This window comes from Pseudoalteromonas sp. L21, from assembly GCF_021728035.1.
Classification (GTDB): Bacteria; Pseudomonadota; Gammaproteobacteria; order Enterobacterales; family Alteromonadaceae; genus Pseudoalteromonas; species Pseudoalteromonas arabiensis.
This window is the reverse complement of record NZ_JAKKCV010000001.1, coordinates 18,889-37,112: the sequence shown is the minus strand read 5'-3', so window position 1 is coordinate 37,112 and position 18,224 is coordinate 18,889. Positions and strand designations below refer to the sequence as shown.

Annotated in this window: 17 protein-coding genes and 1 riboswitch; of the genes, 9 read left to right on the top strand and 8 right to left on the bottom strand. The window is 39.5% G+C overall.

Annotated features, from left to right (window positions below):
* Positions 1 to 49: 49 nt before the first annotated feature.
* From L3V41_RS00195 to L3V41_RS00185, 3 genes are read right to left on the bottom strand one after another with little or no spacing between them, the layout of a single operon-like run.
* Positions 50 to 2,836 carry an ATPase gene (locus tag L3V41_RS00195; protein WP_237126975.1) on the bottom strand — a complete coding sequence of 929 codons (2,787 nt, stop codon included), beginning with the start codon at positions 2,834 to 2,836 and terminating at the stop codon, positions 50 to 52.
* A complete protein-coding gene (locus tag L3V41_RS00190; protein WP_062569347.1) occupies positions 2,836 to 3,381 on the bottom strand; it encodes a hypothetical protein in 546 nt (181 codons plus the stop codon). The genes L3V41_RS00195 and L3V41_RS00190 overlap by 1 nt, the downstream gene beginning before the upstream one ends.
* A 2-nt stretch (positions 3,382 to 3,383) precedes the next feature.
* Positions 3,384 to 4,658 (bottom strand): hypothetical protein, encoded by a 1,275-nt coding sequence (locus L3V41_RS00185; protein ID WP_062569346.1) that lies wholly within the window; start codon positions 4,656 to 4,658, stop codon positions 3,384 to 3,386.
* Positions 4,659 to 4,806: 148 nt separating this feature from the next.
* On the opposite strand from L3V41_RS00185, the gene nhaD reads away from it, so the two are divergent.
* Both nhaD and lysC read left to right on the top strand, forming a co-directional pair.
* A complete protein-coding gene (gene nhaD / locus L3V41_RS00180; protein ID WP_062569345.1) occupies positions 4,807 to 6,054 on the top strand; it encodes a sodium:proton antiporter NhaD in 1,248 nt (415 codons plus the stop codon).
* Between the two features lie 85 nt (positions 6,055 to 6,139).
* Positions 6,140 to 6,312, top strand: a riboswitch (Lysine riboswitch).
* Between the two features lie 81 nt (positions 6,313 to 6,393).
* The gene (gene lysC / locus L3V41_RS00175; protein WP_237126974.1) at positions 6,394 to 7,773 is read left to right on the top strand and encodes a lysine-sensitive aspartokinase 3; all 1,380 of its coding nucleotides are present in this window, start codon (positions 6,394 to 6,396) and stop codon (positions 7,771 to 7,773) included.
* Here lysC and L3V41_RS00170 read toward each other — a convergent pair.
* Positions 7,750 to 8,490: a 4'-phosphopantetheinyl transferase superfamily protein gene (locus L3V41_RS00170; protein WP_237126973.1), complete on the bottom strand. Its 741-nt coding sequence runs from the start codon at positions 8,488 to 8,490 to the stop codon at positions 7,750 to 7,752. The genes lysC and L3V41_RS00170 overlap by 24 nt on opposite strands.
* A gap of 148 nt (positions 8,491 to 8,638) precedes the next feature.
* Between L3V41_RS00170 and L3V41_RS00165 the strand changes: the two genes are divergently transcribed.
* Complete coding sequence (locus L3V41_RS00165; protein WP_237126972.1) at positions 8,639 to 9,964, top strand: sodium-dependent transporter; 1,326 nt, start codon at positions 8,639 to 8,641, stop codon at positions 9,962 to 9,964.
* Positions 9,965 to 10,043: 79 nt separating this feature from the next.
* On the opposite strand, the gene L3V41_RS00160 is transcribed toward L3V41_RS00165, so the two are convergent.
* Both L3V41_RS00160 and L3V41_RS00155 read right to left on the bottom strand, forming a co-directional pair.
* On the bottom strand, positions 10,044 to 11,027 hold the full coding sequence (locus L3V41_RS00160) for a 2-hydroxyacid dehydrogenase (protein WP_237115257.1): 984 nt from the start codon (positions 11,025 to 11,027) through the stop codon (positions 10,044 to 10,046).
* Positions 10,993 to 11,508, bottom strand: a complete 516-nt coding sequence (locus tag L3V41_RS00155; RefSeq protein ID WP_193987456.1) for a redoxin domain-containing protein — start codon at positions 11,506 to 11,508, stop codon at positions 10,993 to 10,995. The genes L3V41_RS00160 and L3V41_RS00155 overlap by 35 nt, the downstream gene beginning before the upstream one ends.
* Positions 11,509 to 11,622: 114 nt before the next feature.
* Here L3V41_RS00155 and L3V41_RS00150 point away from each other — a divergent pair, with 114 nt between their 5' ends.
* Positions 11,623 to 12,504, top strand: coding sequence for an NAD(P)-dependent oxidoreductase (locus L3V41_RS00150; RefSeq protein ID WP_193987455.1), 882 nt, complete (start codon positions 11,623 to 11,625; stop codon positions 12,502 to 12,504).
* Positions 12,505 to 12,549: 45 nt separating this feature from the next.
* Here L3V41_RS00150 and sbcB read toward each other — a convergent pair whose 3' ends face one another.
* Positions 12,550 to 14,001 carry an exodeoxyribonuclease I gene (sbcB, locus tag L3V41_RS00145; protein WP_237126971.1) on the bottom strand — a complete coding sequence of 484 codons (1,452 nt, stop codon included), beginning with the start codon at positions 13,999 to 14,001 and terminating at the stop codon, positions 12,550 to 12,552.
* A gap of 423 nt (positions 14,002 to 14,424) precedes the next feature.
* On the opposite strand from sbcB, the gene L3V41_RS00140 reads away from it, so the two are divergent.
* Both L3V41_RS00140 and L3V41_RS00135 read left to right on the top strand, forming a co-directional pair.
* Complete coding sequence (locus L3V41_RS00140; protein ID WP_237126970.1) at positions 14,425 to 14,574, top strand: hypothetical protein; 150 nt, start codon at positions 14,425 to 14,427, stop codon at positions 14,572 to 14,574.
* Between the two features lie 388 nt (positions 14,575 to 14,962).
* Positions 14,963 to 16,513 carry a hypothetical protein gene (locus L3V41_RS00135; RefSeq protein WP_237126969.1) on the top strand — a complete coding sequence of 517 codons (1,551 nt, stop codon included), beginning with the start codon at positions 14,963 to 14,965 and terminating at the stop codon, positions 16,511 to 16,513.
* Between the two features lie 103 nt (positions 16,514 to 16,616).
* Here the strand turns inward: L3V41_RS00135 and L3V41_RS19985 are convergent, their stop codons facing one another.
* Positions 16,617 to 16,778 (bottom strand): ogr/Delta-like zinc finger family protein, encoded by a 162-nt coding sequence (locus L3V41_RS19985; RefSeq protein WP_237126968.1) that lies wholly within the window; start codon positions 16,776 to 16,778, stop codon positions 16,617 to 16,619.
* 453 nt (positions 16,779 to 17,231) lie between these two features.
* On the opposite strand from L3V41_RS19985, the gene L3V41_RS00125 reads away from it, so the two are divergent.
* From L3V41_RS00125 to L3V41_RS00115, 3 genes are all read left to right on the top strand, one after another.
* Positions 17,232 to 17,387 carry a hypothetical protein gene (locus L3V41_RS00125; protein ID WP_237126967.1) on the top strand — a complete coding sequence of 52 codons (156 nt, stop codon included), beginning with the start codon at positions 17,232 to 17,234 and terminating at the stop codon, positions 17,385 to 17,387.
* 88 nt (positions 17,388 to 17,475) lie between these two features.
* Positions 17,476 to 17,898 carry a hypothetical protein gene (locus tag L3V41_RS00120; protein ID WP_237126966.1) on the top strand — a complete coding sequence of 141 codons (423 nt, stop codon included), beginning with the start codon at positions 17,476 to 17,478 and terminating at the stop codon, positions 17,896 to 17,898.
* 2 nt (positions 17,899 to 17,900) lie between these two features.
* A complete protein-coding gene (locus tag L3V41_RS00115) occupies positions 17,901 to 18,074 on the top strand; it encodes a hypothetical protein (RefSeq protein WP_165381462.1) in 174 nt (57 codons plus the stop codon).
* Positions 18,075 to 18,224: the final 150 nt, after the last annotated feature.

The following is an 18,224-nucleotide window of genomic DNA, read 5'->3' as shown; positions in this document are numbered from 1 at the left end:
AAAAAGTACTGTAATTGATTGTAAATGCTGTCATCCATGACATGTTGTATTAAGTACTGTGTTCTACTTCGATCCAGTCTTTTTCGTCTACCCAGTTTTGCGCGCCATCTTTTACTGTACGAATAGGTACAATGTAGTCGCAACTTACTTGTGGTTTAACAGAAGCAAAAATCGGCACAAAACCAAAGCTCAGAGCCGTTTCGATAATTGCTTTTTGGTTTTGTGGGTCGATATCTGCCGCTTCATCAATATAAATAGGAATACGATACAGGTTTTGTTCTTGATCACTTAATAGATAGCGAATGAATAGCATGCCGCATAATAGTTTAATAGTGATACGTGTACCGTTAGAACCTGCTGAATCGATTTTTTCGAAGTGCTCAGTGTCACCCGCACGATTCACCACTTCAAAACGAATATCGAATAAGTCGGTCAGTGTTAAACCGGCTTTTTCTGAAGCAAGCTTAATTAAATGATCTTTTGCTTCGTTTACCGCAGATTCGCTATAAGGCTCTTGGCTTAATAAATCGAGGGTATCGCCTTGCTCAAACTGATTTGAGGTACTGATAATGGTATCAATGCTATCAACCAACATCTTGCGCGGAATAACATTAATTTTGAACGCTTGAAGGTTAGAGATTCGGTGTTGGCTAATCCCTTTGTTAAAGCTATTCATTTCGCGGCGTAGGCGGTCTAAGTCTTCGCGCAAGCCTTTAATGGTGGCGGCGACTTCGGTTAACGCAACACGACCTTGACGCTCAACGGCATCACGCTCGTTATCAATGTTATGAAACGCGCTAATAAGCTTTTCGTATTTAGTAAACTCATCGTTTTCGTTATCAAATTTAGTAATACCCGCATTGTAAATATGCATGTAGGTGTTACGTACGTTGATATCAAAGTTACGTAGCTCTTGGCAGTCTTTGTTAAAGTGATGGATGAGATCGCTTAAGTTATCAAAATCAATACTGATTTCAATCATGTATGGAGTCACTTTGCCAGCGTAAAAATCAAGCGTGTGATCGATACGCTCAGATTTAACTTGGCGTAGGCGGTCAGCTTGGCGCGCAAGCAAATCTTTTTTCGACTTGATAATTGAACGACGGTCGCTGATTGAGCCACTGTTCTTTTGAATGTCTTGCAGGTAGTCGTCAACTTGTTCGCGCTCTGAATTTAATTGCTCTTTTAGCAAAGTTTGCGCATCGACTGATTGCTGCATCACTTCAAATTGTTCAAAGCGTTTTAAGGCTTCTTCAGAGGCCATTAGTTCATCATATAAGGCATCTTTTTCTTTTTGCTTTTCGGCGACATTAGCAGCCACTTCGCGCTGTTGTTTAAACTCTTTTAGTGAGTTTTCAAGGGCGGCGAGTTGCGCAGTTAGTTGCTCTTTATTTTCACCTGTTTGCATTTGCACAGGACTTAGCTTTTTAAGTTTAATGCTTGCGCCAGGAAGAGTCAGTACACCGCCTTTCACATTTGCCGATAACTGCTCTAAAAATTCACCAAAGGCATCTTCGTCTGTGATCTCAACATCACCATTGCTGGTGGTGGCAAATGATAAGATATCAGGGTTTAGAATACGCGAAATCTCTTCAACTTCTTTCAAAGATAAATCTTCACGCATACGGGTGAATAAATTGAACTCGAGGTTCTTCAGTTGTAGTTTTAAGCTCTTAATTTGCTTTTGTGTTTCGCTAATACGGTAATCTAGCGTGTGCAAGCTTTGACCTTGGGCACTGCTCAATGAATGCGATAGCGATTCATAATCTTGCTTAAGCTGCGTAAGGCTTACTTTTAAAGTGGCCTTGTTAACTAGTTCAAATTCAGATTTAAGCGCTCGATAGTCTAAAAACCACTGTTCAATTTGAGTTTGTTTACGCTCAATATCACGGGATTGCTGAATATACAGCTGCTGCTTTTGGTCAAACTCATGCTTTTCGTGCTCGATATCTTCAAGGGCTATATTCAGCTCAGTGAGTTGCTCTTGTTGATAGGTTTCAAAGTCAATCAGTGCTTGGTCAATTTTTGGCGCATAGGCTGCAAGTTTGCCTTTTAAAACCGTTTGGTTTTCAAGCATAGATTCAAGGGCGGCGATTGGCTCTTGCATTGACTCAAGGGCTTTTAATTCACGTTTAGCGCGATTCACTTTATCGAATGAACGTCGCCATACTTCATAAAAATCAACCCGTGAGTTTGACATATGACGTTCAAAAACACGTAGCATAAAGCGCTTAACATCACTGGCACCTAATTTATGCAAGTTAAGGATACGGCGGAAAATCTCTTTGTAAATCGCTGAGTCTTGTACGTTATTAAGCGGGATCATCTTTAAATTGATATCGCCATCAAACGGGGTTGCGCCACCAGTGAGTAGGGCGTTTAGCTCTTGCGCTTTTAATTCAATTGGATTGAAACCTTGCTCTTTTAAGTGATTAAAAAGCTTGGTGAATTTTACAATGGTTTTGCCTTGGGTGTAGTGCTCAAGGTCTAATTTACCTTGATAGCAAAAAAACTGATGCGCGTAACCGGCAATTTTACCAAGGCCAGCAACACCAATCACTACAGGGCCATTAGGTAAATCGGCTTCGAGTAAAATATAGGATTGATCTGACGAAAAGTAGAATTTTCGGGTTTCGTCTAAATCGTGGCCATCCCATTCTGTTAGGCGTAAATCATTAATCAGTGGAAATTGCAGGGCATTAATCACCGAGCTTTTACCAGTATTATTGGGTGCACAAATTGAGCTGCTTTTATCCAGAGGGATCACGCATTTTGCATAGCCAGCGGTATTTAAAAGCGCAAGTTTGCTGAGTCCGTAAAGGCTTTGGCTTTGCATTATTCGTCCTCTCCTAGGTAGGTTTCTTCGTTTACTTCCATTAATGCATCGATATAACGATAAATAGGTGCTTGCAACATAAAGCCGTTTTCTACTTCGCGAGCAAGGCCTAAACGCACCATGCGAAGGTACACATCTTTGCGTAAATCTGAGCCTGAGAAGATTTCTAATTGATCAAACAGGTGTTTGTTGATTTGCACTAAGGTTTGCATTAGTTCAAGGTCGTTTACCTCGTCAAACAAGGCACGCATTGGATCTTTACCGGTATTGGCATAGTGCTCAATCAAGATGTAGATAGTCAGTGCGATGGCACGCGAAATTTTCCCCATGTTTGGGGTGCTTTCGTCGCTGCCAAAATAGTAAAAGCCACGGCTATCATGTTGTAGGTCATGGCCAAGGGCATTAAATAACGCACGGTAAGCGTCAATGTGTTGATCAAGCTCTTGCCACATCAGCGTGTCTTGTTCGCTAATGTGGTAGCCTGATGTGAGCTTTTTATTAATAGCTTGCAGATGTGTTAAATCATCTAAATTAATATCTGTCATGGTTATTGCTCTGTTGCTTTTTTATCGTCAGCAATCGATGAGTTAAATGGGTAAAGAGAGAAGTGTTGCTGGGCAATTTTTATTTTTACTTTCTCTTGGCTTTGGCTGATTTCAAGGTCGCCATCGCTAATTAATTTTTGATACAAGAACAGCATTTCGTCTGCTTCTAAATCTGGGTAGCTTTCATCTAAGAAATTAAGCAGCGGCTGAGCTTTTTTGCTGGCTTTTTTGAAGCGTTTTTTAAATTGTGTTTTAACGTCGTTGTAATCAGGGATATGCGGGCTTTGATAGGCAGGCACGTCATCATGTTCAGGAAGCTGATATTCATCGTGTTCAAAGTCAACTAAGCCTGCCATATAGGCCACGATATGACGTTGTTGCCCAAGTGAAAAACGCTGTGCGTCTGAGACAAAGTTAGGCTGTACTGCACTTAACATGTTATCGACGCCATTTTTACGCACTAAACCAAGCACTTTGGCCGCTTGGCGAGTAATTAGGTTGTTGCGTCGTAACTCTTCACGCAGTGGCATCAACATATCGGCGCTTTTGCGTAAACTTTCACGACCAACTAAATGCATTTCTAGAATACGGGTACGTAATTGCTCAAGCATCCGTTTGTCTTGATATGACTTACCAAGACGGTCAATTTGCTCGATTTGCGCGCTAATTTGCGCTTCGATGGTGTTAAAGCACGCGTGGAAGTCACCACGAATATCAACCATTTCAAGCATAGGTTCAATGTATTCATCAAACGCTTCAATTACTGCTTGATAGCGTTTTTGCAAAGATTGCACGGCGTTGTCAGCTTTCGCTTGCTCAACAATGTTTAAAATCGCATTTTCATTATGGGCAAACAACTTCATTATTTTGCGTACCCGATCATCCATAATCCGGCTGAAACGGCGAAGCTCGTCGTAGTCTTCTATTTCACCCGCTTTTGCAAGGCGGTTGCCTAGGCGCGCTAAGTCATCAACTAATACGCTGATTTCTTGGGCAAGACCTAGGTGTTCTTCTTGTAGTAAGAAAGTCGCAAAATCAGCGATAGCACGGTTGATTTCTAATTGTGACGACTTCGCAAGAGGAATAATGATATCTTGATTTAATAAACGATTTGTTTCTTTATAAATACGTTCATTTGACCAGCTTGGCTGTTTTTGTTTTATCGCATTTTGTACATCTTTTAAGCTGAAATCAGCCATCTTAAAACGTTTAAATAATAGTTCTAACACCCCCCAATGCTCTGTAAGGGTATTTAATAACTTTTTAGCTGGGATCATATGGCTCCAGTAAATCAAAATTTTGGTGTTAGCGTTTAGTAGTAATTTATCTAATTGAGAATAGTTTTATGACTTAGATACTGCTAGAATCCGCGCCGAAACACTCGAATTACAATTTTTACATTATTATAAAGGTTGTTCAAACACCATGGTAACCCCACTTATCCTAACCCTGATAGCGGTGGCATTTTTGCTTATCGTTATAGAGGATATTATCCATGTAAACAAGGCCAAAACGACGCTTTTTTTTGGCACTTTATGCTGGATTATCTTGTTTATCTCTCCAATTCATGGGCAAACCCCAGAAACTATCCAACATCAACTTGATCATAATATTTTAGAAATAGCGACGTTGTGGTTATTTCTTATGGCTGCAATGACCTTTGTCGCTTATTTAAACTCGAAAGGGTTTATTCAAAATATTGTGCATAAAATTATGCCAAATCAAATCAGTGAACGGAAGCTGATGTTTTTGATTGGTGGTTTTGCGTTTTTATTTTCATCGATTTCAGACAACATAACCGCGACTTTAATCTCGCTTGCGGTGGTGATGTCACTGAAATTAGACCCTAAAAAATTAATAAAATATGCCACCTTAATTGTATTTAGTGTGAACTCGGGTGGGGTATCGCTTATTACAGGTGATGTAACGACCTTAATGATATTCCTCGATGAAAAAGTCACTATTGGTAACTTGTTATTACTTATTGTGCCTTCGCTTGCAAGCGTCGCATTACTGGCTGTGATGTTATCAGCAGGAATGTCAGGTAATGTGGTATTTGAAAAGCAAATGGCTCGTCGTATTGAAAAAACCGACATTACCATTGCGGTTATCTTTTTCTCGACCATTATTGCCACCTTAACTTTGAGCGTTCTTTATAGTGTGCCACCGTTATTAACCTTTTTATTTGGTTTATCATTAATGTTTTTGGTTGCGCAATTTTTGATGCGCAAAAAAGACGTAAACAAAAAAATCATCGATTATATTCGTGAGATTGAATACGACACACTGTTGTTCTTCGTTGGGGTATTACTGCTGGTTGGTGCACTGAAAGAAGTGGGTGTGTTATCTCAATTTACACATTTATATGAGCTTATGGCTCCTGAGTATGCGAATTACTTAATGGGCTTGCTGTCGGCTGCGGTTGATAACGTGCCACTAACAGCTGCATTACTCAAAGCCGACATTGTTATGAGCCCTCAGCAATGGCTGTCATTTACTTATGCAACAGGGGTTGGTGGTTCAATGCTTATTATTGGGTCTGCCGCGGGTATTATTGCGATGAGTAAAGTCAAAGCATTAACGTTTATGAGTTATTTAAAAATGTCGCTGTATTTATTAATAGCCTATACAGCGGGTTATTATGGCTCACACCTAGCGGGAAGTTTTATTTAACACTTGACAGCTAGACGTCTAAACGATAACTTTCAAAGCCTGCTTTTAACAGCAGGCTTTGTTATTTTAACCAAGTGTTAACTTAACATTCAGAAGAGGTGCGATACTTAGGTAGTTAATGTGAGGTGACGAACGCCAATGACCATTAATGAGGGAAGTACTCGCCGAGAAAAATAGCTGGACGTCACGGTTATTTTTCGGTTTATGGGGCTGAATCCTCAAAACTGTCACCAAACTAGGTGGAGAGCTTCTGGCATGGACTACTCTTTATTTTCAAAGCACCCCCTTGCCGAGTTCTTCTTGAATTACTGTGGATAGTTTTCCACAAAAGGAGACGACATGAATACCCAATTAGCCGCCAACACAAAATCAGATTATGTTGTTGCAAAATTTGGTGGCACCAGTGTAGCTAACTTTGATGCTATGAGCCGCTGTGCAGAAATTGTATGCGCAGATGATCAAGTACGTATTGTTGCTGTGAGTGCCAGTGCGGGCGTTACTAACCATTTAGTTGCATTGTGTAAACGTGATTTGAGCGCGGCTGAGCGCGATGAACACATCACGGGTGTTATTGCTATTCAAGAGAGTATTTTAGCTGAGCTATCGCTTGATGCCGATTTAGCTCATGGCTTTAATGAGACTTTAAGAGCATTTCAGGTGCTTGCTACTGAAGGGGTTAAATCAGCGGCAGAGCAAGACGAGCTGCTAAGTTTTGGTGAGCGCTTATCATCGTATTTATTTACGCAAGTGTTGCGTGGCCAGGGTTTAGATGCGGTGCGATTTGATGTGCGTAAAGTATTAAAAACAGATAGCCAATTCGCTAAAGCCACTCCAAACATTGCTGCAACAGCTGCTGCTGCAAAAAAACATTTAGTGCCATTGTTAGCTGAGCAAGTTGTAGTAACACAAGGGTTTATTGGCAGTGATGAATATAACCAAACAACGACTTTAGGCCGTGGCGGCTCAGATTACAGTGCGGCATTACTGGCTGAAGCAATCAACGCAAAGAGTGTGCATATTTGGACGGATGTGGTGGGTATTTTCAGTACTGATCCGCGTTTATGTGTAAAAGCTACACCTATTGCAAGGCTTAGCTTTGATGAAGCCGCTGAAATGGCTACCTTTGGGGCAAAAGTGCTGCATCCAGCTACTATTTTACCGGCAAGCCGCAGCCATATTAGTGTGTTTGTAGGTTCAAGCCGTGAGCCACAATTAGGCGGCACATGGATTGAAAAAGAAAAGTCAGAGCAGCCAGGTATCCGAGCAGTCACGCAGCGTAAAAACCAAATTCTTTTAACGGTTAAAAGCCCAGAAATGCTTCTTGCGAGTGGTTTCTTAGCGCGTGTATTTACTATCTTAAGTGAGTTTAATATTTCGGTTGATTTGGTTACTACCTCAGAGATCAGTGTTGCAATCACGTTAGATAACGCACCGAATGCATCACGTCCTGAGCTGGATCAAGCTTGTTTAGATAAGCTTTCTGAGTTTTGTCATGTGTCGGTTGAGAATAACTTAACGCTGGTGGCTCTAATTGGCTCTGAGATTCAACTGCGACAACAAGAGACCAACTTAATGCAAGTCTTGAGTGATTTTAATATTCGTTTAATTTGTCATGGTGCAAGTAAACATAACCTGTGCTTTTTGGTGGAGCAGAGCGAGTCTGACCTTGTTGTTCAAGCTATTCATAGTCGATTATTAGAAAGCCAAGTCGCGGCATAGGTCGTTAAAGTTAATAAAAGAGCACTGCCAGTCAGTGCTTTTTTGTGCCACCACGCTTATGTCAAAATCATTCAGTGTGTTACTTGAGGCCGTGAGGTTATGTTTTTCGATTTCAGTAAACACATTCGGGCTCAAAAGTTTAGCGATAGGTTGCGATGTTGCTTTGGCAAGCGCTTCTTTTAGTGTCCAAATTCTAAAAAAACATCCAGCTTGCTCATTTATATCGCTAAAGCCACTTATTAAATTAACTTCATTGCGATCGTAAAAATGTTTGGCGAGCTTCACAAAAGGGCGTGTTTTCGAACAGTGTTCGATATCAAAACCAAATTGATCTTGCTCAGGGTTTAGCGCTGCACCAATAAAACCACGAGAATGTGATAAGCAGGCCCAAATTGGTTCACTTAAAGGCGAGTGAAGCTTCAATTTGTTGTCTACGTCATCAAATTGGCTCGAAATTGCGCTAAGTGGTGTGTTTTTAAGTAAAGGATTGCTGCGTTTTAATAAATACTTAAGCACTAAGCGCGTGGCAATATACTCTTGCTTTGCGGCTGGCATTTTGCGCTTTGTAAGTACACAGAGCTCGAATTCACTGAGTAACCTTTCAATGGGCAGGGAGCTGATATTGATACGTGAAGCATCCATAAGTACAACTTGTTTATCAGTTGAACTTAGCGCCGAATCAATTTTTAAGGTGTTAGAAAAATAGTGACTGCTCATGGTTTGTGGCTTTTACGAAACCCTACAATTAGATTTGTTTATTTTTACAGCAAATGCTCTTGTATGGGCACGAACAAACGCAAATTGTTTACGCAGTTGACTGTAATTATGGTTTAATGAGGAAAAATAATAACAGAAATGTAGATGTATGGCACAAGTTCGTGATGGCTTCCAAAGTCGTATTGGTTTTGTACTTGCCGCTTCTGGTGCGGCAGTAGGTTTAGGTAATATTTGGGGGTTCCCAACGCAGGCGGCAAACCATGGCGGCGGTGCATTTTTACTTGTTTATTTTATCGTTATTTTCTTATTAGCACTTCCTGCTTTGTATACTGAGTTGTATTTAGGCCACCAAGCGCAGGCAAACCCAGTTAAAGCGCTATCAAGTGCATGGCAAGACACCGCACCCAAAGTGGGAGCTGCAGCTGGTTATATAGGCTTGTTTGGCGCTGTTGTGATGCTGAGCTTTTATTCAATCGTTGCAGGTTGGATGCTCGCGTACGCACTCGAGCCAATTGCCAACTTTTTTGGTCTGACTGAGTTAAGTCACTTTTTACACAGTGATTCAATGGCACGCAACTTTGTGTTTACGCCATTGATGCTTATTCTAACCGCAAGCATTATTTTAAAAGGGGTTAAATCAGGTATCGAAACTTGGTCACGCCGCTTAATGCCATTATTGCTAGTGTTATTAGTGGCGTTAATTGGCTACATAGGCACTCTTGACGGTGCAATGGATGGTTTTGCTGCTTATTTAGTGCCTGACTTTAGCCAAATTCTTGATGCGAACCTAATTATTGCTGCAATGGGGCAGGCGTTCTTTTCATTGTCGCTAGGCGTCGGCTGTATGATGGTATACGGCTCATATTTAAAGCCTGATGCGAACTTACCAAAACTAACAGGCACCGTTGCATTACTTGATACGGGTGTGGCATTTTTAGCGGGTTTATTGATTATTCCGGCTATTTTTGTTGCCCAGCATAACGGCGTAGAAGTGTTTAGCGGTGGTAAGTTGGTAGGCGAAGGACAGTTGATTTTTGCTATTTTACCTGAGCTATTTAGCACCATGGGACAAGTAGGCTTAGTGGTTGGTTTATTATTTTTTGTGTTGATGTCGATTGCATCGGTGACTTCAACCATTTCATCAACCGAAATTCCAGTCGCATTTTTAGTTGAAAACCATAGTATTGAGCGTAAACAAGCAACCTTATTTGTTACCTTAGTGGTGTTTATTGCTTCATCGCTGATCATCCTTAACTTTGATTGGTTATTTGGCTTAGTGATTATGGTACTAACGCAGTACCAATTACCCTTGATGGGACTATTTTATTTTATTACCGTTGGCTGGTTATGGCAGCGTGGTAATAAATTGCATCAAGTATCGAGTGGCCCACATTATTGGTTTGCTCAGTACATTCGCTTTGTGTGCCCGTTATTGATGACGGCGGTATTTGTGAACGTGGCATTGTTGAAATAAAGTATCGAGTTGCAAGTTAGTAAGTAAAAAGGCGTGGGGTTGAAACCTCACGCCTTTTTTAATTTAAGGTGCATTTGCCTTATATAACTTCGTTAGTTAATGGTAAACCTTGGCTAAGTTCGTTGGCGTTTTGTAGCGTAGTGCAAGCAATTTCGCTAAGCGCTTCTTGAGTGAAAAAACCTTGGTGCCCAGTAACAAGCACGTTTGGAAAACTAACCAAGCGAGAAAAAATGTCATCCTGCATGATTTCTTCGCGATGATCTTTAAAGAAAAGCTCTGACTCTTGCTCATAAACATCAAGTCCTAGGTGACCGAGTTTTTTGGACTTAAGTGCTTGAATACATGCTTGTGTATCGAGCAGTGCACCTCGCGAGGTATTAATCAGCATGACACCGTCTTTCATTTTTTCAAATGCTTTGGCATCAATTAAGTGATGAGTATGTTCGTTTAGTGGGCAATGCAAGGAGATGACATCACTTTGCCTGAGCAGTGTGTCTAAGTCGCAAAGTGTGTAATCGCCTTTTTTAGCGACAGGATCGCACACTAACACTTTTGCACCGAAACCATTTAAAATATTCACTAATGCTAGGCCGATTTTACCGCAACCTATAATACCAATGGTTTTTTGAAACAGGTTAAAACCCAACAGGCCATTTAAGTCAAAATTTCCTTCGCGTACTCGGTTAAAGGCTTTATGGGTTTTTCGGTTGAGTGTTAGCATGAGTGCAACACAATGCTCAGCAACGGCCTCAGGGCTATAAGCTGGCACCCTACAAACCTTGATGTTGTGCTCTTTGGCGGCTGCTAAATCAACATTATTAAAACCCGCACAACGTAATAGTATGGCTCTAATACCTAAAGTGGCCATATTGGCTATGACATCTTTATCGACAGTGTCGTTTACAAATACGCACACTGCATCAAAACCATGGCATAAAGGTGTTGTGGTACTGTTGAGAGATTGCTCAAAATAACTGAGCGAAACCGACTCAGCGTATTCAGTTAGATTCCTTTCAAAAAACGGTTGTTCATACTTTTGCGCACTGAATAAGGCCAGTTTCATCATTTAAATTACTCTCTATCACCATTTTGAGGGCTTCAGGTTTAGTGCGCGGGGCATATCGCGCAACAAGTTGCCCCTCTGAGTTTATAAGAAATTTGGTGAAATTCCATTTAATTGCGCGGTTTTGCGCAATTCCGCGGGTATGGCATTTTAAATAATTAAATAACGGATGCGCCTCAGGCCCATTGACTAATACTTTATTAAAAATAGGAAAGCTAACATCAAAATGCTGTTGGTAGAAAGTCTGTAGCTCCTGCCCATCTAACGGCTCGTTATGACCAAACTGATTACAGGCGAAAGCAAGCACTGTAAATCCGCGCTCTTGATACTCATTATAGAGTTTTTCAAGGCTGGCCATTTGCATTGAAAAGTTACATTTACTGGCGGTATTTACGATAAGTGCTGTTCTTCCTTTTAACGATTCAAGGCTGAAATTTTCACCGGATGTAAGCTGGGCATTGAAACGATATATACTATCCATGTTTTACCTGTGTGTTTTTAAACGGTTTAAATGAACTTTTTTTCATTCGCTTTTTAGTTATTCGATTGAGATAATGAAATTGTTACTAATTTATCACTCAAATAGGTCAGTTTTATGTCAATGAAAGTCGCCTTCATCGGATTAGGTGTAATGGGTTACCCTATGGCAGGTCACCTTGCCAACGCAGGTCACAACGTGACCGTTTACAACCGCACTACAGTAAAAGCGCAAAAGTGGGCTTCAGAGTATCAAGGGCAATATGCTCAAACGCCTAGTGAAGCTGCAAAAGGCGCTGAAATTGTATTTATGTGTGTGGGTAATGATGATGACCTACGGTCAGTTGTTTATGGCGACAAGGGTGTGCTTGCGGGCATGGAGTCTGGGAGCTATTTAGTTGACCATACAACGACTTCGGCCGAGGTAGCGCGCGAAGTGGCGACTCAAGCGAAACTACAAGGTGTTGCCTTTTTAGATGCGCCAGTTTCTGGCGGTCAAGCGGGAGCAGAGAATGGTGTATTAACCGTGATGGTCGGTGGCGACGAGACTGATTTTAATGTTGTTCAGCCTGTTATGGCTGCCTTTAGCCGCTTTAGCCAATTATTAGGCGAAGTAGGCTCTGGCCAGCTTTGTAAAATGGTTAATCAAATTTGCATTGCAGGTGTGGTACAAGGTTTAGCGGAAGGCTTGCACTTTGCTAAACAAGCGGGTCTCGATGGTGAAAAAGTGATCGAAACTATTTCAAAAGGTGCTGCAGGCTCATGGCAGATGGAAAACCGCTACAAAACTATGTGGGCGGGCGAGTACGAGTTTGGGTTTGCTGTTGATTGGATGCGTAAAGATTTAGGTATCGCGCTTGATGAGGCAAAGGCAAACGGCGCAACCTTGCCGATGACAGCCACGGTTGATCAATACTATGCTGATGTACAAGCGTTAGGCGGCGGCCGCTACGACACCTCAAGCTTGTTGGCACGTATTGAAGCGTTACATAAAAAGTAACGTGATATTGTTTATAAAAAACGCGACATAATGTCGCGTTTTTTATTACATACTTTGTGCGTAATTGTACAACGCTTTTAAAATATGCAGGTTTTTTTCGTTATCATCATTTTCATGAGCAAGGTTTTCAAGGGTGATCATAAAATCTTGCGCACTAATTGATGGACTATCTTCACCGTGCATGAGCTTGTTTTGACAGTATTGACGCCATGTAGCCAGCTCATCTTGGCTAAGAGTTTGTGGCCAGTTTCGAGCGCGGTATCTAAATAGTAAGGTGGCAAACTTTTTGTCATCGAAATCAAGCTGCATCGAGGCTAATTGCTCGGGACTTGCATCGCGAATAATGGCAAATTTGGCTTTATCTGCATTGCTTGTAAAGCCATCATAAAGTTGGTAATCAGGGTTTTGGTTTTCACTAAAATCACGCTGCTCATTAAAGACTTCGGTTACTTTGTCGCGAAGTTCAGTATTCGCCTTTAAGATAGCCAAGTTTTGTAGGCACTTTTCGCGGTCAATGCCTAAACGCGCTGCGTTTTCAGGTAACAAGGTTTTTGCTGGCGCAAGAATAGGGCATTTATTTAGGTGTACGAGCTTTAAGCCTACCGGTGCTTCGTCTTCACCAAGGTCACTGTGTTTGGTATAAAGCCGAGTGCGTAACTCCTCGACCGACAAATCTAATAACACCTGTGGATCTTCAGTTAAGTTAAAGCAAATAATGGCGTTTTTGTTCACCGGATGAAAGCTCATAGGTGCAATCCAGCTAGTGCAACCTTGGCTTGCAGGGATGCGTGATGAGGTATGCACAAGTGGTGTCATGTTAAATACATCGACTAAATCAGCCAGCGCTTTTTTAGAACGTAAGCTGAAGAAAAACTGATAAAGCTTAGGCTGTTTTTCTTTTATAAGTTTCACAAGCGCAATCGTTGCTGTTACATCACTCAATGCATCGTGAGCTGCGGCATGTTCTATGCCATTGGCTACCGTTAGATGTTCAAGTTTAAAACTAGGCGTGCCGTCTTCTTTAAGCGGCCATTCAATACCTTCAGGGCGCAGTGCGTAACATGCACGTACTAAATCAATAATATCCCAGCGGCTGTTATTATTTTTGTATTCACGCTCGTAAGGGTCATAAAAGTTACGGTATAGGCTGTAACGTGTTACTTCATCATCAAAGCGAATACTGTTATAACCCGCTACACAGGTATTAGGCTGGCTAAACTCGGTATGAATTTTTGCCATAAACTCAGCTTCAGGCAGCCCTTTTTGCATTGCAATTTGTGGCGTGATACCTGTGATCAAACAGGCTTCTGGATGCGGTAAGTAATCTGCCGCGGGTCTGCAATATTCAATTAACGGTTCACCAATAATATTTAAATCTAGATCAGTGCGAATACCTGCAAACTGACTTGGGCGATCTTTTTGTGGGCTAGCCCCAAAAGTCTCGTAGTCGTGCCAGTAGATTGTTGGTTGGTTTTCGTAGTATTTTGGTTCACTCATTCTGTCTCTTAGCCCTTTAATTACGCGCTTTTTGTCTTTTTTATATTGCTTGTTTTTTCTTCATGTTTCTTGCAATGGTTACATAGTGTGTAAAGTATCGTGTATAAAATTTTGCAAAGTGTGTATAAAAAATTAAATGCAGTTAAGTGATACCAAACGTTGAAATATACTATGCAAGAATCAAGAGCCGTGAGTATTATCGCACAGAGATAGCCTAAGTGTAAGGATATCAACCAAAGGAACAAGTGGTCATATATTTAAATGGCTAAGCTTTGCTAGTTGATTACATACCAATTCATAATTATTTGATATGGAAAATAATGACAAACAGGGCTTCAGGTAAAAGAAACAGGCCAAACGACCAAGTTTATCAAATATGGAATGGTCAATTACAAGTTCTGGACGAAGCCGACTAACAAAAACATGAAAAAACGACTCGCTATTGGATGTCGAGCGAAAACACTCGCCCAGAAGTCGGGTAGTTGGCATGTAACAGATGTACATAGACAACAAGAAAAAGAGTTAATAGAGCTTGCATACACATTGCTGAGTATGATGGTCATAATTCATTGATTGCAACAAAGCACGATAAAGGCTTTATAAAATAGGGGATTGGTATTTAGCTCTGTTAGTTAATGATGACCAAGCCTCTGCAGTAAGTGAAAAGCGATTGATAGGAAATAGATTTGATGACGTAACTGTACCCATGGATTAAGTAATCCTTTCGTACAGATAGAAATTAGAAAAATGATTAGAAGAGGTAAACTAATCTAATCCAGTAAAAGTTAATAACTGTCTTATTTCATAAATCCAACTGTTGACATTTTATTCGATAAAATATCACGCCATAGTTTTTTTTGAGTGTTAATTAGGTTAATCTTGGATTGATATTCATAGGGGCCCTTTTAGTTTTTATAAAAGGTGAACACTAAAATTTGAAATTTATTATGGAAGATAGAAAATGAAAAGTAATCTATTAAGTTTTATTTTTTTGGGGATGTTATTTTTTTCAAAGGATGCATTTTCGCATGATTTGATATGCAATAAAAAGAACACCTGTACTCCAGAAGAGGTGGAAAATGCACTATCGCAAGCTTGGAATGCAGTGAAGGTTGAGGATAAAGTTTTAAATATAAAATCAGATATTGTGGTTGATGGTGTCGTAAGTTTTAATGGAAATAGAAATGGGGCCCTTACCATTAATGGCAATAATCATAGGGTGACTTTAAAAGGTATGCGCCTTATAAATATGCCTAATTTGAGTGTTAAAAATTTAACTTTTATAGGGGGTGGAGAACCACCAGTATATGATGAGCTGATTTATGTTGGGAGTAATGCTCAGCATATCTCAAATGGTTTGTTTGAAAATGTTAATATCATAGATTCCCCAAGAGATGCTTTAGTTATATCAAGGTTTAATGGTTTTACTTATAGAAAAGGAAAAATAGAAAATGCAGGTGTAAGTAACGTTTTTTACGACGAACGACATTATGGTTCAGGAATTCAGGCATATAATACGAATCAATTGACTATAGGTGGCTCGGTTAATGATAAAGTTACTTTTAGCAAAATACCTTTGAAAGCACTTTATGTTGGAGGTATTGAGAATCAACCTATCTCTGTTAGTAATGTTAATATTAGCTACAATGAATTTCAGTTATTTAGGGAAGATAATGACTCTCGTCATATATACGGGAAGTGTGCTGGAGTTGCAATTTACATATCTCAAGATCCTGATTACGAAGACTCTAATTTTATAAGTGACTTCAAAATATCAAATAACAATATTTCAGGTGTTTCTTACAATGGTATTAGAATAAATGGCCGTAATCACATAGTTAAGAATAATGTCATAGATTACCGTGGCTCCAATAATTGCAATGCTAAAGTAGGATCTCATGCAATCAAAAGCTATGATTTGTTAGATTCTGAAATCACTTCTAATACGATATATAATGCGGGAAGTGGGATTGTTCAAAATAGTTCTGGGCCAGAAGGTGGGAAAGGAGTAATCCAAGGAAATGTTATTTCCTCGAATATTATTGAATCTAATGATATTGGTATTGAAATAGTTGGTTCTGGACCTATTGCTGATAATACGATTACTTTGAATAGTATAAAAAACGCTTTAAACCAGGGGGTTATTCTGCACTCAGATAAGCCTGAAACTGGCGCTCGCAATAAAATTATAAATAATGCAATTGTTTCTTACTCTTCTTATGAAAATTCCGTAATTTCAATTAAAAACAACACCGATCTTTACTTTGAAAGACAATGGGTAAGAGGTGATACACCAGCAGGAAAGTATTTTATAGATCTGAGTGGTGTAACTAACTCTAGGTTTGTCGAAAGTACTTTTTTGTCAAAGCAATTGTATGGAAATCAAACTGTTTTATTTCTAAATAACTTATCATTAAATAATGTTGTTAATGGCTTTGAGATTACAAGTAGTTCTATATGTTATGATGATAGAGGAAATAATAATATTCTTGCTAAATGTAAAAAGCTATAAGTTTGAATGTTAGGAATTTTACTCAGGTCTTATTCTTAACATTTACTACCTTTGTATTAAAACCCCACCAATTCTAATAGTTGTTCTCGTGGCAAGTTCTTAATTAAGAATTCAGCCAATTGTTGAATTGTTTGATGGGCGGGTTTAGGTAGTGCTTAAATGTCGATGTACTGACAAACGTTGCCTCACAGTTTTTAACGTCAGTACATGAAATGTACAGATCAGCTACATGGGTTGATTGATTTTCTCTTGATGAAAGAGTCACTTTATTTCCACAGTTCGGACACTTTATCCTTATAGCTACACCGGCATAAAATTGACCGTGATTATATACAGTGTTTTGTTGCCTTATAAATAACCATTCAACTATTAGCTGAAAACCCAAGGGCCGAAAAATTCACTCCTTCTTGCCTTCCGCTTTCGTGCAAAAAATGCGTCAAATTTGCAACCTCTGTGACATGCTATTTTAAGCTAGCTCTTGTATTTAAAGGGTCTGAGGTATGCTTAAAAAAGATCTGAATGTCACAGCTGTAACAATGAAAATATCAAAAAGGTGGAGATTAAACTGTTATTGAAATAGCATTAATTATCAGTTAAGTGATAATTATTTTATGAATTACTTATTTAAAGATTCACAAACACAGCAGCGATTAGAGTGCTTTTGTAGTTTTGCAAAATTAAAAGTGATGATATTAAAAGCGCACTTAGTGATTACCTGATGCGCGGGATAGATAAAAAGTCAGCGGCCATTTTAAATGGTGTGCCAGAGCTAAATTTTTCGCGGGCTTTAAAACAGTTAAATGCTAAAGCAGAAGTAGTTGAGCAGATTAAAGAACTTGATTTGCAAACGTTAAAATATAAAGCGAGCATGTAAATTGGATGGACATTACTGCATCTAGATATTCTTATTTATTTGATGTAGATTACTATCAAGTATTAAAAAAATCATAAGGAACTTGATTATGCATACCCCAATCGAATTTTATGTCACCTTGCCATTTGACCTTTTTAGACTTGGCCGTAAAACAAAAGCTAAGTTTGACTATATTCGTACTACACCACCAAGAGAGGAAGAACAAACTTGGGATGTGAGAGTTTACAAAAAGAATGATATTGACTTTGTAGATAGTAAATCTGGCGGCTTATCACTATTTAATTATAGAAACCCCAAGTTTGGTACACTGTGGTGGAAGTTACCGGCTAAATCTAAAATGCCGCAAGGACTCCATGTGTCGTTAGATGATGGGGGATCGTTAGGTAAGAACCATTTTACTATTAGACCTCTATATGACATGCCGGTTACTCAATATTTAGAAAAGCTAAATCAGTTAGATTCAATGGCTATCCCTTGTTTTATCGGTGTACCAAATAAAGATGTAGGATAATTATGTTTTCACAATTAGAGCTTAGATTAATAAAAAGCACACTTAAAGATAGAGTTGAAAAAGAAACAGTGGAGCTTAAACAGCTTGATGAAGATAGTGATGAATATATGGAAAAGGCTAATGACTTAATGGTGCTTGATACATTAATTTCTAAAATTGAAAAATCGCAAAATTAAAGTGAATAAGTCTTAACTTGATCTGTCAGGTTTGATTGTTAGAACACAATCAAATCTGACAGTTGCACTTGTGCTATTTTAGGACGTTCGGCTTTAACTCTTTTTTGCCCTTAAAAAGAGTTAGCCTAATTGCTCAAACGGTCTTCTTTG